This window comes from Pseudoalteromonas prydzensis (assembly GCF_011050055.1).
GTDB lineage: Bacteria > Pseudomonadota > Gammaproteobacteria > Enterobacterales > Alteromonadaceae > Pseudoalteromonas > Pseudoalteromonas prydzensis_A.
Map to the genome: position 1 here is coordinate 1 of NZ_DRGM01000007.1, position 15,447 is coordinate 15,447.

The 15,447-nt window shown below is 43.4% G+C and carries 8 protein-coding genes; all 8 read left to right on the forward strand.

Annotation, left to right across the window (positions count from 1 at the left end):
• The first annotated feature begins 313 nt into the window (after nt 1-313).
• Nucleotides 314-1,033, forward strand: coding sequence for a Crp/Fnr family transcriptional regulator (locus tag ENH88_RS00365; RefSeq protein ID WP_304178291.1), 720 nt, complete (start codon nt 314-316; stop codon nt 1,031-1,033).
• Nucleotides 1,034-1,236: 203 nt separating this feature from the next.
• A complete protein-coding gene (locus ENH88_RS00370) occupies nt 1,237-9,816 on the forward strand; it encodes a GH36-type glycosyl hydrolase domain-containing protein (RefSeq protein WP_304178293.1) in 8,580 nt (2,859 codons plus the stop codon).
• Nucleotides 9,817-10,390: 574 nt separating this feature from the next.
• A complete protein-coding gene (locus ENH88_RS00375) occupies nt 10,391-11,101 on the forward strand; it encodes a Crp/Fnr family transcriptional regulator (RefSeq protein WP_304178296.1) in 711 nt (236 codons plus the stop codon).
• Nucleotides 11,102-11,255: 154 nt separating this feature from the next.
• Entirely contained in the window at nt 11,256-11,429 is a 174-nt protein-coding gene (locus tag ENH88_RS00380; protein WP_304178298.1) for a hypothetical protein, read from the forward strand.
• A 100-nt stretch (nt 11,430-11,529) separates the two neighbouring features.
• Entirely contained in the window at nt 11,530-11,652 is a 123-nt protein-coding gene (locus ENH88_RS00385; protein WP_304178300.1) for a hypothetical protein, read from the forward strand.
• Between the two features lie 134 nt (nt 11,653-11,786).
• The gene (locus ENH88_RS00390) at nt 11,787-12,992 is read left to right on the forward strand and encodes an acetate/propionate family kinase (RefSeq protein ID WP_304178301.1); all 1,206 of its coding nucleotides are present in this window, start codon (nt 11,787-11,789) and stop codon (nt 12,990-12,992) included.
• A 150-nt stretch (nt 12,993-13,142) separates the two neighbouring features.
• Complete coding sequence (locus ENH88_RS00395) at nt 13,143-13,958, forward strand: PRC-barrel domain-containing protein (protein ID WP_304178304.1); 816 nt, start codon at nt 13,143-13,145, stop codon at nt 13,956-13,958.
• A gap of 2 nt (nt 13,959-13,960) precedes the next feature.
• The gene (corA, locus tag ENH88_RS00400) at nt 13,961-15,160 is read left to right on the forward strand and encodes a magnesium/cobalt transporter CorA (RefSeq protein WP_304178306.1); all 1,200 of its coding nucleotides are present in this window, start codon (nt 13,961-13,963) and stop codon (nt 15,158-15,160) included.
• The last annotated feature ends 287 nt before the right edge of the window (nt 15,161-15,447 follow it).

Below are 15,447 nucleotides of genomic sequence, written 5' to 3' on the forward strand. Positions count from 1 at the left end.
AGTCTCGTGGGCTCGGAGATGTGTATAAGAGACAGCACGCTACCTTGAGGGGGTAGTGCTTTCGGGCGTGGGGGTTCAAGTCCCCCCAACCGCACCATCTTAGAAAAGCCAGTAACAGCGATGTTACTGGCTTTTTGCTTTTTGTTGTATGTCGTGAGCAGAGATTTTCACCTCGGTTAGCTCCTCCTGTTTATTAAAATTAGTATCTCTTCAAGTATAGCGCTGTAGCGCACAGACGAAAAACTAGGGTTAGTCCAAGTTATCAATAACTATTACGTTCTTTGATATATGGATTTATCCATTGGAGGTCTGAGTGACTGCAACGTGCACCTCACCGGTTGTAAGCAACCATTTATTAAACTATTTACCTAGACTCGAATACCAATGGTTTGTTGAACATTGCACGCCAGTAGCACTGTTGTTCGGCGAAACACTGAATATTGCTGAGGAAACGATAAAATATGTTTATTTTCCAGTAACGGGCTTTATTTCATTACTTATCGAGGTTGTCGAAAAACAGCCTGTTGCGATGGGGTTAATTGGTAATGAGGGCATGTTAGGTGCCACGCTTGCGCTTGAAAACTCAAACGCTGCTATGAAGTCGATTGTCCAAAGCTCAGGGCGTGCGCTGCGCATGGACGCCGCAATATTTAATCACCGGTTAGAAAGCAATCCGCTGGTTAGAAAATTAATACTCAATTATCTCTACGTGGTGATGCAACAACTCGCGCAAGCGGGCGCATGCAATAACGCTCATGAAGTGAAGCAACGCCTCGCTCGATGGCTATTAATGACACAAGATCGTACTCATTCAGAGCATCTGCAGTTAACACATCAGTTGTTAGCGAACATGCTGGGCGTACGGCGCAGCGCAGTGACGATTGCGGCAGGTTATTTACAACAGCAGGGAATTATAAGTTATAACCGCGGACAGATTAAGATCTTGTCCAGAGCTGGCCTCGAGCAATCATCCTGTCAATGTTATTTTGCAGCGGTGAATAGTTACCAACAAACATTAGCCATTTATAAATAGCAGATAATGCTCTGCGCTATATCGCAACAGATAATGACTATGTGCGCTGTCGTACCGAATCATAAAAACTTTCCAGTTACATTATCCTGAATCGAACGCAAAAAGTATGGCTCTGGAAATTAAGCTGTTCACAAGCATGAGCTCATTTTAAAAATAGTACTCTCAATTAGCGATCGCTAATCAGCAGAGAATTAGGGACAACTATGTCAAATATTATTTCTGCATTTTTTTGCTCTCAATTTGCAAAACCACCGTGGAATAGTGTTCAGCCTGTTCGCGAAGAACTGTTTGGAGTTGAGCGATTAGTGCAGCATGCAATCAGTTTGGCTAAAGCACAAGCAGTGTCAAAATCAACTGCCAGAGTTGTGTCATTACAGGTTCGTCTCAAACAAAATGCATCAGTATTGTTGGCAGCCTATCATGCTAACGCCAAAGCATTGGCTACAGGGCATAGCGTTGTACCGGCGGCTGAATGGCTACTGGATAATTATCATTTAATTGAGCAACAAATTCGTGAAGTCAGAGATGATCTGCCGGATGGCTTTTATCGCCAATTACCAAAGCTAGCCAGTGGCCCTTTTGCGGGATATCCACGAGTTTTTGGTTTAGCGTGGGCGTATGTTGCTCACACGGATAGCCATTTTGACGAGCAGAGCCTTTGTAAGTTTATTAAAGCCTATCAAACCATCAATATTCTCACTATCGGCGAACTATGGGCCGTCGCGATTACCTTACGTATAGTGTTAATTGAAAATTTACGCCGACTTGTTGACCAAATTTCTGTTGGTCGCAGCGACCGTGATGATGCGGATCAGCTCACTGACCGTCTGATGATGTCAGGCAGCGCTGATACCGTTTTATTAGCTGAGATGCAAGCGCGTTCATCAGCCCCTTTATCGGAAGTTTTTGCAGCACAACTTGCGAAACGATTACGGGATCAAGATCCACATATCACTCCTGCGCTGAAATGGTTAGAACAAAAACTAAATGAACAAGGTCTTTGCGTTGATGATGTAGTTCAACATTCGCAGCAACGCGAAGGTGCGTCCAATGTGACTGTTCGTAATATCATAACCAGTATGCGGTTGATCACCGATATGGACTGGACTGATCTTTTTGAAAAGGTCAGTCTCGTTGATGAAAAATTGCGTTGTGCAAGTGCGTTTGGTGACATGGATGCGGTTACTCGTAATCTATATCGCAATGCCATTGAACAACTAGCGCGAGGCTCAAAACTTTCTGAAGTTAAGGTGGCTAAGCTGGCACTGCAGGCGGGCAGAGATGCAAAGAAAAATACCGACAACCAGCAAGAAGCCGAGCGCCTTGGCGATCCTGGTTATTACTTAATAGACAAGGGCAGAGCACAGTTTGAACAATCACTAAAATTTCGGCCTAATTTAAGGCTTTGGCTGAGCCGATTGCATATCAAAATCGGCTTAGTAGGTTATGCCGCATCAATTGTACTCTTGGCACTTGGGTTAGTGATTGGGTCTATTTCTTTATTTGGTTTTCGCCAATTGCCGCTCGATTTATTTTTAGTATTAATAATTATCGGGTTTTTACCCGCCACCGAAATTTCAACCGCTATTATTAATCGTTCGGTCACTTGGCGGCTGAGAAACGGCACGTTACCTGGGCTTGAATTTAAAACCGGTGTGCCAACGTCATTACGTACTTTGGTCGCGGTGCCAACATTATTGACTAATTCAAGCGATCTTTGTCAACAAGTAGAGCGTTTACAAGTGCACTATTTAGGTGGGGTCGATGGCGATTTAATATTTGCATTATTAGTTGATGGTTTAGATGCCGATCAACAAGTGCTAGCAAGCGATAATCAAATGCTGACAATAGTGGCAGCACAAATAGACCATCTAAATCATCTTTACCCATCTGGTCCTGCGGGTAAGCGGTTTTTACTATTGTATCGGGGGAGGCAATTTAACCCCAGTGAAAATAAATGGATGGGGTGGGAGCGTAAACGTGGCAAATTACATGAATTGAACCGTTTGCTGCGAGGAGCCACTGATACTAGTTTTATCCCCTTGACTGGCAGAACATTAGAGGTCCCAGAGAATGTTCGCTATGTGATCACCCTTGATGCAGATACGCGGTTACCGCGTGATACTACCTTACGGCTTATTAGCCGGATGGGGCACCCACTTAACCGTCCTCGCTTTAATGTTAAGACACAGCGGATTGAAGCCGGTTATGGCATTATTCAACCTCGTGTCACGCCTTCATTGCCTATTGGTGCAGAGGGGTCTTTTTATCAGCGCGTTATTTCCAGTCCGGGCGGGATGGATCCTTACGCTGCGGCAAATTCAGATGTTTATCAAGATCTGTTTGGCGAAGGCTCTTATACCGGAAAAGGCATTTACGACATTGATGCATTTGAAGCAGCCCTTGCAGGGCGAGTAACAGAAAATGTCATGCTAAGCCATGATTTATTTGAAGGTATATTTGCGCGTGCGGCGCTGGTGTCGGATGTTGAGGTTGTTGAAGAGTTTCCAGCTCGTTACGATGTATTAGAAAAACGGCAACACCGCTGGACTCGAGGAGACTGGCAGCTATTACCTTGGATATTCGGTAAATTTTCTGGCGCAGATGCCGTGTCCTGGGTTGGTCGATGGAAATTATTGGACAACCTAAGACGCTCTTTAATTGCACCCATCACCTTTTTGGCATTGCTGTTATGTTGGCTATTGCCATTACCATTAGCAGCAATAAGTACGGTTTTATTATTAGCGACCATCGCCATTCCAGTATTTACTCCCTGTTTATTTTCACTTATTCCACCAAGGCCTAGTGTCGAATTTCGTCATCATATTCGCATGTGGTTTGGGGATTTGCGTCTGGCATCGGCGCAAGTGTTTTTTAAAGTGGTATTTTTACCTGATCAAAGTTGGCGAGCCATGGATGCCATCGGGCGAACATTGATTCGCTTATTTGTCACTCGTAGTCATCTCTTAGAATGGACCAGCTCGGCACAATCCAATGGTGATCCGCGGCTGAATATCCTCGGCTTTTATAAAACAATGTACCAAGGCACACTCGTTAGCCAGCTAATATGCTTTGCGATACAGATCAATATGCCAGCGACTTGGCCGCTCGTGTTGCCATTTTTATTACTGTGGCTAACAGCTCCTCTATCCGCTTATTACAGTAGCCGTCCTATTGCGACAGGCAACCTGGATAACGTAGCACCATATGCTGATGTGCTTCGATTGACCGCTCGCCGAACATGGCGTTATTTTGAAACCTTTGTGACTGATGAAGACAATATGTTGCCGCCAGACAATTTTCAACAACAGCCAGAACCGGTGATCGCGCATCGTACCTCACCCACTAATATTGGACTGTATTTATTGTCAGCCGTTGCTGCGCGAGATTTTGGTTGGATAGGTCTGCACGCTGTGATTAATCGTTTAGAAGCAACCTTTGCCACCCTTGATAAGTTAGCTAAGTGCAAAGGGCATTTTTATAATTGGTACGCCACCCAAAACTTAGCAACGTTAAATCCAGCGTACGTTTCATCAGTGGACAGTGGTAACTTTGCCGGTCACTTGATCACCTTGGCGAATGCTTTGGATGAATGGCAACAGATGCCAGCTGCTCATCATTGCAACACGGGGATGCAAGATAACCTCAGCTTGCTGAGTGAGGCCATTACAACGAATACTTTAATTGACTCACAAGATACTCAGCTACTGAATGCTACTGTGGCTGAAATAACCACGCTGATTGATACTGCGGCTACGATAGAGCATATCACCCCTAGCATAATTAAATTAGTTAACCGCGCCATAGAGCTACCAGTATTTGAGCTAACTACGGATGCGACCTGTGATGAAATTAGGTTTTGGCTTGAAGCTATAGCGACCTTGGCTGGCGAGCAATTACAAGATCATCAATTGAACATTTGTTCGCCTCAAGCAGATGTTAACTTAATACATCAATTGAAAAAGTTAGCAAAAACAGCGCGAGAGATGGCTAACGGGATGAACTTTGCTTTTTTAATTAATCAAGAAAGAAAGTTGCTATCGATTGGTTATTCGCAGTCTGACAATAGTCTTGATGCTAACTGTTATGATTTACTGGCATCCGAAGCGAGGTTGGCCAGCTTGTTTGCTATTGCCAAAGGCGATGTGGCGACTAAACATTGGTTTCATTTAGGGCGCACCGCAACGCCGTTAGGTAAAGGTTCAGCACTGATCTCTTGGTCAGGCTCGATGTTTGAATACCTTATGCCATCTTTGATCATGCGCGCGCCAGTAGGGAGTTTACTTGAACAAACCAACCGTTTAGTGGTTGCACGCCAACAAAGTTACGCTAAGCAACTGGGGATCCCTTGGGGGATCTCTGAGTCAGGTTTTAATGCCCGAGACATTGAATTTACCTATCAATATTCTAACTTTGGCGTGCCAGGTTTGGGCTTAAAGCGAGGGCTGTCAGAAAACCGGGTAATTGCCCCCTATGCGACAGGCCTGGCAAGTATGATTGATCCCGCTGCTGCTGTAGAAAACTATCAACGGTTACGTAGTATTGGAGCATGCGGGCGTTATGGTTTCTTTGAAGCGTTAGACTTTACTCCTTCACGTGTGCAGTCGGGCAGCAACGTTGCCATTGTTCGCAGTTTTATGGCGCATCATCAGGGCATGACCATTGTCGCTATTTTAAATTGTTTACGCGATGGTTTAATGCGTTCGCGTTTTCATCGAGAGCCATGTATCCAAGCCTGTGAGTTACTATTGCAAGAAAGAATGCCCAGAGATGTTGCAATAGGGCATCCTCGCGCTGAAGAAGTCAGGGAATCTGCCAGTGTGAATGCCAGTGAAGCGAATACAGTTAGGCACATAAAGGTTGCAATGGATGTTGAGCCGACCACGCATCTATTATCAAACGGACGCTATACCGTCATGTTAACGGCAACTGGCACAGGTTATAGCCGCTGGGGGAATTTTGCGATTACGCGATGGCATAGCGATCCGAGCTGTGACAACAGTGGTTCATTTATTCTGCTGCGTGATGTTGAAACCGCTAAGTCTTGGTCAAGTACTGCGCAACCCTTTACGAGCTCTGGTGGTGAGTTTACGCCATGTGTTTTTAGCGAAGATCACGCAAGGTTTATGAAAATAGACGGAAACTTAACCACCACAATGGATGTGTTAGTGTCGGGGGAAGATGATGGTGAAGTGAGAAAAATAGCAATAAGCAATCAAGGTCATTTCAGTCATGAAATAGAGCTTACGTCATTTGCAGAATTAGTACTTGCAACAGCAGCGAATGATAATGCCCATCCCGCCTTTGCGAAGATGTTTGTGCAGACCGAGTTTAATCAAGAATATAAAGCGATTATCGCGACGCGGCGCAAACGCTCTGCCGATGACGCTGATATTTGGCTTGGCCATTTTGCAATTATAGAGGGGGAGATAACGGCAGAGCCACAATATGAAACCAGCCGTGCTGAATTTATCGGGCGGGGTAATAACTTAGTCAATGCACAAGCCATGACTCTAACCTCATGCTCCTCGAGTAAGAAGCTATCAAATACGGTGGGGTGTGTACTGGATCCCATATTGTCCTTACGATATCGTATTAAAGTGCCTGCGCAAGGAGCCGTGAACATCGCATTTTGGACTGTGGTGGCGTCGTCCAAAGAAAAACTAATAGCAATGATAGACAGGCACCACGATGCGAATGCTTATGATAGAGCAAAAACGCTGGCCTGGACCCAAGCGCAAGTACAGCTTCGTCACTTAGGTAGCGAATATACCGAGGTGGCAGATTTTCAACGTTTAGCCGCGCCAATTTTATATGCAGATCCGCGCTTTAAAGCGTCATCAGCGGATATCATCAAAGGCATTAAGTGTCAGTCTGAACTGTGGGCACAGTCAATTTCTGGTGATCTCCCCATCGTGTTGTTATTAATTGATGATATTGAAGATATCGCAAAGGTTAAGCAGCTTTTACGGGCCCATGAATACTGGCGAATGAAATGCTTAGCGGTCGATCTGGTGATCATCAATGAACACCCATCGGGTTACATGCAAGACTTACATAATGCAATTGAGACGGCTGTGCGAAGTAGCCAATCTCGGCCATCTTTTAATCATGATTATTTGGCAGAGCAGAGCATTGGAGCCGTGCATGTATTTCGTGCTGACATGATAAACAGCGGGACTCGCGATATGCTGCATGCTATTGCCCGAGTGGTTTTAGTCGCCCGCCATGGCTTTATTAATAAGCAGTTTTTTTTGCGTACGGCAAAAACGCGCAAGCATGCGTTAACTAGCATGCTAAATCAGCAACCACGGACGTTAAACACGAATACACCATTGCCAAAAGCGCACTTACCAGAGCTGGAATTTTTTAACGGTTTAGGCGGTTTTGCTGATAATGGGCGTGAATATGTCATCCGTTTGCACAATGGTGAATGCACCCCTGCACCTTGGCTCAATGTTATTGCTAACCCGCGTTTTGGTTTTCATGTTTCGGCTGAAGGCAGTGGCTATACGTGGTCAGAAAACAGCCGAGAAAACCAACTGACCACCTGGTCAAATGATGCCGTGTCAGACCCCATTGGTGAGATTGCTTATGTATGTGATAAAGACAGCGGCGAAATTTATACTGCAACGGCTCAGCCTTTACAGGACAAGGGCAGTTATATAATACATCACGGTTTTGGCTTCAGTCGGTTTAAGCATCAGGTTAGCGGACTATCATTAGATTTATTGCATTATGTGCCACTGGACGATGCAATTAAAATCTCTCGATTAACCATACACAATGAGTCAGGTCGAAAACGTCGGCTGTCAGTAACGGCTTATGTGGAATGGGTCCTTGGCACATCGCGAAGTACCGCTGACTGTTTTATTACCAGCTCGTTGGATACAAACAGCAATACAATTTTATTGCATAATCGGTGGGGAATGGCATTTCCAGAACGAGTTGCTTTTGTTGATATGGCAGGTGCACAAACTGCGTGGACAACCGATAGAAGCGAATTTCTTGGCCGCAATGGCAGCAAGGCTGCGCCAAGGGCTTTAAGTCAGCAGGTATCTTTATCTGGCACTGTTGGGGCAGGTTATGATCATTGCAGCGCTTTACAAACAAATATTGAGCTTGCTGATGGTGAAAGCCGTGAAGTTATCATGTTTATTGGCCAAGGCGACTGTGAGCAACATGCCTTAGAATTGGTTAGCAATTACCGACAAAGAGATCTGGATGAGGTGTTTGCCGGTGTACAAAACCATTGGCAAACCCTATTAAATAAAGTGCAGGTAAAAACCCCGGATCGCGCCATGGATATTATGCTCAACGGCTGGCTGATGTATCAAACTATAGCGTGTCGAATATGGGCGAGATCTTCTTTTTATCAAGCCAGTGGTGCTTACGGATTTCGTGATCAACTGCAAGATGGTATGGCCATCACCCTAAGTCAGCCAGCAATAACCAGAGCACATATTTTACGTGCCGCGGGTAGGCAGTTTGTTGAAGGTGATGTGCAACATTGGTGGTTACCGCATTCCGGACAAGGGGTACGAACTCATATCTCAGATGATCGCGTTTGGTTAGCACTGGCAACCGCAAACTATATAAAAGTAACGGCTGATAAAGCGATATTAACGCAACCTATTCCATTTTTAGAGGGCAAGCCGCTTGGCAAAGAGCAGCATGATGCCTACTTTAAACCGAACGTTAGCGAAGAGGCTGCCAGTCTATTTGAACATTGTGCTCGCGCACTGGATCAATGTATTCAGTTAACGGGTGAGCATGGCCTGCCATTGATGGGAACCGGCGACTGGAACGATGGCATGAACCTAGTAGGAGCGGCTGGCAAGGGCGAGAGTGTATGGCTTGGCTGGTTGTTGATACGTGCTATAGACTTATTTGCCGGTTATGCGCTCGAACAAGAAAATGAGGCGGATCGACTACGAGGCAAGCATTGGCAAGAACATGCTGAAAAAGTGCGTATTTGTATTGATGAACAAGCATGGGATGGACAATGGTATCGTCGAGCAACATTTGATGATGGTACTTGGCTTGGTTCAAAAAGTAATGATGAATGTCAAATCGACTCTATTGCTCAATCTTGGGCGGTATTAGCAAATGGTACAGATCAACACAAAGTCATTACAGCCATGTCTGCCGTTGAAACTCATCTTATCAAGCAGCAAGAACGGTTGGCCTTGTTATTTACCCCGCCTTTTGATCAAACCACTCATAATCCTGGATATATTAAAGGTTACCCGCCCGGTTTAAGAGAGAATGGTGGTCAATACAGTCATGCTGCTATGTGGTTTATTTTAGCATTAGCTAAACAGGGGGAAGGGAAAAAAGCCGTGGATTTATTTGCCATGGTTAATCCGATTAATCACGCCAGTGATGGTGAAAAAGTACAACGCTATAAAGTTGAACCTTATGCCGTAGCCGCTGATATCTATTCAATTTCACCTTATGTTGGCAGAGGTGGCTGGACTTGGTATACCGGTGCTGCTGGTTGGATGTATCAGGCGGGGTTAGAAGGTATTTTAGGTATTCGTCGTGAGGGTAAAAATTTAATTATTCAACCCTGTATACCTGAGCATTGGCCTGAATTTAGCGTTGCAATAAAAATCGCGAATAGCCACTTTGATATAACAGTAAATAATCAAGTGCCGCTTGCGAATAATCTATTGCATGCAGAGCTTAATGGCACTTTATTAGCTAACCAAGGCTCATTGGTGAGTGTGGAGCTCAAAGACGGCTATCATCGTTTGACGATATCGGCGAGCGTCAAGTAAAAAAACATTTTTATTGATATTATGTTGCTGTGCAGCGTAAATAATAAAGTAATGCATCAGAAAAAATCACGAGGGCATGATGGCTAGCAAACTTTTAAACAAGCTTAATCCATTGAAATAATAGTACAAATTCTAATGTGAAAATTAGAAAACCATAAATAACAGCAGACAATGAGCAAAATTCAATAATTTGTCTTGGCAAAGCACTGAATAGCGCGCAAGATGTATATTCACTTTTCGCTAACATAACGGCATAACGATTTCGTTATATTTATTGAAGTTAGGCGCTAAAAATGACGTGCAAATCATTTTCCACACATATCAGTTATGTAGGCAACTAAGCCGTTAACATAATGGCCGGTAGACTAATTAATATACTTTATAATCTATATTAATCAGGTTTTCGGGTGAGTTCACGACACATAAAATTATCTGCAAATTATAATCGTTAATCTAGATCAATAAAGATAAAGAGATGATAGAACATAATAACGTGGTAGCAATCATGCAATGCCTACTGCATTGAGTGTTTACTGCTTAAAGAGCGTCTATAATAAAGTGCTCAAGGAATAATATGAATAGTCCAAACGCTAACAAGTTATTAAACTTCTTCCCTTTAGCAGCTAAAAATAAAATATTTCCTCAACTTAAACTCGTCATGTTGCCTTTGGGTAAGGTGATATATGAGTCTGGACAAAATCTTACTTGCGTGTATTTTCCGATAGACTGTATTGTTTCACTGCTTTATGTCACTGAAAATGGCTCATCAGCTGAAATATCGGTTGTCGGAAATGAAGGATTAGTGGGAATTGCTGTTTTTATGGGCGGGGAAAGTACGCCTAAAAGGGCGGTTGTGCAAAGTGCGGGGTACGCGTATTGCTTATCTGCGCCCATATTACGTAGCGAGTTTAATAATGATGCCACAATTCGCATGTTGCTATTACGGTACATCCAAGCATTAATTGCGCAAATGGCACAAACTGCGGTTTGCAATCGCCACCACTCTATTGATCAACAACTGTGCCGGTGGTTATTACTCTCTCTCGATCGGCTGAGAACCAATAACTTAACGATGACTCAAGAGTTGATTGCAAATATGTTAGGCGTGAGAAGAGAAGGCGTCACTGAAGCTGCCGGTAAACTACAAAAGTTAGGCGTGATCACTTATAAACGTGGCCATATAACGGTGACAGACAGGCGAAAACTTGAGGCGCTGTGTTGTGAATGTTACGCAGTGGTTAAAAAGGAAACGGACCGATTAGGAGGAATTCCAAGCATGGTATAATTTTTAATATACATGTTTAGTACCTATTAACTGCACTTGATACAAATTTCAGCATGTAAAGTGCTCTAGCGTACAGATAGTTAAATGAGCTCACCTTAAACTCATCTTGTTAGCCTTTTACAATCACGTAATAGGCAAGATGGTAGAGGTCATTATGAAAATTGCAAATACTCAGAAACAGTCTGTAACACAAATGCCAAATGAACAAGAAGCCGCTGCTGTAGAGACCATTTACAGCGGGCAAAAACCACAATTTCAACAATCCGCTAATAAGCCAAAAAAGACATTAGCAGAGCACCGTAAACACCCAGACGCCAGCGATCTATAAACGGCATTACCGCAGCAAGTACACTAACCGTCGACTCTAACGCTTACGTTTTTACACCGAGTTATTAAGAGATTAAGACAACTATAATGCAGAGGTAACTATGAAAAAATTAGCGCATACTCTCAAGCCGAGTGATAAAAAGTCAGCTAAAGCTAAAGCTAGAGCCGCTAAAAAAAATTTACCAGATATCATTTACCTAGGTCAGCAAATACTAAAAAGCTAAAAGCCATCGCTTAATAAATAGCGACGGTTTGAATTCTAGCTGCCATTTTTAATCATATTCGCCAACCACTAATTTACGCGGTAATAAAGCGAGCATGCTGTTCACTTTACTACCGTTATGTTCAAGGAGTCACAATGTCAGCTGCGAATATGCAGATCCTTACTATTAATGCGGGTTCATCGAGTATCAAATTTGCTGTATTTACTCCCGCGGGTTTAGCAACGCCATTGTTAAGTGGCAAAATTGAGCGTATTGGTATGGCAGGGACTTTATTAACCTTTGTTGATAAGCAGCATAATCTGGATGGCCGCTTTCAACCTGATTGTGGTGATCATCAAGGTGCCGCCGAGTTTTTAATCAATTGGTTGCAACAACACATTGGTTTTGAAAAAATAACGGCCGTCGGCCATCGATTGGTTCATGGCTGGCAACATGCAAAGCCGGAGCTTATTACGCCTGCACTATTGGCTGATCTACGGCATATTATTCCTTATGCGCCAGAGCATTTACCGAACGAAATCTTGCTGATTAACACTCTGCAGCAACAATTTCCTAAACTACCGCAGGTCGCTTGCTTTGATACCGCCTTTCACCATTCATTACCACCAGTAGCAAAGTTGCTGCCAATTCCGCGTCGGTTTGATGCATTAGGTATTCAGCGTTATGGCTTTCATGGTATCTCCTATACATATTTAATGATCGCATTGGCTGATCGCTACCAAAACACCCCATTGCCGCAGCGAATTATTCTCGCCCATTTAGGCAATGGTGCGAGTATGGCTGCAGTACTTGATGGTCGTTGCATTGACACCAGTATGGGATTTACACCTTGTGGTGGGTTAGTCATGGGATCACGTTGTGGCGATTTAGATCCTGGGGTTATTCACTACATTAAGCAGCATGAAAATATCAATAGTCAACAATGCAATCATCTCCTTAATCATCAATCAGGTCTGTTAGGGGTATCTGAAATTAGTGCAGATATGCGAGATTTATTACCACTTGAAAATACCGATCAACGTGCCGCACAGGCAATCGAACTATTTTGTTATCAGGCTAAAAAATGGCTCGGGGCTTATAGCGCCTCTTTGCATGGACTAGATGCCTTGGTATTTAGTGGGGGGATTGGTGAAAATGCGGCAAGTGTACGAGCAAAAATTTGTGCTGGCATGCAGTATCTTGGTATTGAACTCGAGCAAACCCGTAATAATAACCACGAAGATATAATTTCCATTGCTGGTGGGGCGGTAACAGTCCATGTTATTCATAGCGATGAAGAACAAATGATTGCCAAGATGGTGTGTGAGTTACTTATGCCGCGTGAGACTCAGTCATTGTGAGCTGCAAATTTTACCGCGCTGTAAGCTTAAGTATCTATAACCTCAAGTAAAGCTAACTTTTCGCTAAGTTTGCTATCGAACAGAACATCTGATTATTTACCGTAAAATCATGTAAAGAATGTCGAACTTTATGCTACTAGGAATAAATTTATGTTGCACAGTGCAGATGATTTGAAAGCATGTAAGATCCAATCAAGCGATGGCGATTTAGGCAAAATCAATGATTTATATTTTGATGATGAAGATTGGGCGATTCGTTATCTTGTGGTTACCACCCATAATTGGTTTTTCAAACGCGAAGTGCTAGTTTCGCCCATAGCGGTAAATACGCCTGATTGGCTCAATAAAAAGATGCCGGTGAATTTGAGCCAAAAGCAACTCGATCATAGTCCTGACATTAGCGCCCATAAGCCGGTTTCAAGACAACAAGAAATAAAATATTTTAGCTACTACAGTTACCCTGTTTATTGGGGCGGCACCGGTATATGGGGCAATGGTCTTTATCCTGTCGCGGGGATGCTAGAAAACGACACGACTAATCAACAACCCAATACCATTGAAGCCACACAAGATACAAACTCTCAACACAATGATCCGCATTTACGCAGTTGGCAAAAGGTTAAAGGATCCGTCGTTAATGGCTCTGACGGTGAAATAGGGCATATACGAGGTTTATTAATTGATGAGCACACCTTTGCCATACGTTATGTCATTGTGCGAGCCAACGATTGGTGGATAGGTCATGATATTTTAGTGGCTCCGCATTGGTTTAATGATCTGAAATGGGCTGAGTCATCCGTCAAAGTGAATCACACTCGTGCAGAAATTCAAGGCGCTCCCGCTTATGATCCATTGGTTGAAATGGATCGTGATTGGGAAATTGCTATGCACGCGCATTATGCAAGGGAAGGCTATTGGAGCAAGGGATCCGACTTAGCAGTAAAACAAAGCACAAGCTCACCATAACCATGAAGCGGATTAAAAAAACCATCAAAGGGCAAGCTGCAAAAGAGCAGCTAGTCGCTTCATTACTTGATCCTACATTTGATTTATCGCGAACTAATTCAGTCAATAAACAGAACCATCAAATTGAGCCAGGAGAATTACCCGGCATTGAGCATATTGCCGATGCGCTGGAGCCGCCCATCCCCGGCGCTGTACCAATTACTTGTACGGATTACTCACCAACGCGGATCGAAACCAATGAAATTACTAACCTTGATGAGTTTCTGAGCAAGCCGATGCCCAAGTGGGTTAAAGTCAGGTGGTTTAATGTCAGCACAATCCATCCGTATATTATTAGTTTGTTTCAACAACATTTTGCCTTTCATACATTGATTGCAGAAGATGTTTTGCACATTCCGCAACGGCCCCGCATAGAGTTTTTTGATGATCATTTATTTGTGGTTTTGCGCATGCTCAAGCCTTCCAAACATAACTCTGACGATACGTTAATAAACTCGGTGCCAGATATCGAGCAAGTAAGTATATTTGTGTATGACAAAGTACTCATTTCTTTTCAGGAAGCCCCAGACGATGTTTGGCAACCGATCCGTGATCACCTGCAGAACGAAAACCGTCGCATTCGAAAAAATGGTAGCGGATATTTGCTCTATACCTTGCTCGATGCTGTTGTTGATTATTGTTTTCCCGTACTAGAAAAGTACGGCGATATCCTCGAAGATCTTGAGCTTTTGACCTTAGAAAGCCCATCGCCACCGGTGCTGCATCGTATTTATTGCATCAAACGAGAGCTGATATTGCTGCGGCGTATTATTTGGCCACTGCGGGAAGTTGTTGACCACTTATACCGTGAAGAGGGCGGCAGAATTGATGAGACCACACGGCCATATTTACGCGATGTTTATGAACACACCATTCAAATTGTTGAAATTGTTGAATCGTATCGAGAGATCGCAAGTGGTTTAACCGACCTGTATATGTCAGCTATCTCTAATCGGATGAATGAGATCATGAAAATGTTGACTATTATGGCGTCGGTATTTATCCCATTAACATTTATTGCCGGAGTTTATGGTATGAATTTTCAATTTATGCCGGAGTTGACCTGGCGTTGGGGTTACCCACTTATTTGGGCTGTTTTTATTATGATCACTATCGGATTACTCATATTTTTTAGGCGCAAAGGTTGGCTCGGCAATAGCTAATCTTAGCCGTATTCAAGCTTGTTTTAATAGAGTCTAAATGCCTATTAGTTATCTTTAAATTGTTGTAACTGCAGTTTAAATCCATCTATTTAGGGAAAGTGCTAAGGCTACGACGAGAGCAAAAAATCTGGTCTATTCTTGGAACGCTTTTAAGCCTTAAATTATTGCAGCAAAGATTAATGGTGATGAGTACGCTATCGCACAGAGCCTGAAGTTATCTCGTTTTACAATGGTATAGAAGGCGGCAGCAACACTGTTGTCTTATTGTGATTATTCAATAGGAGAAT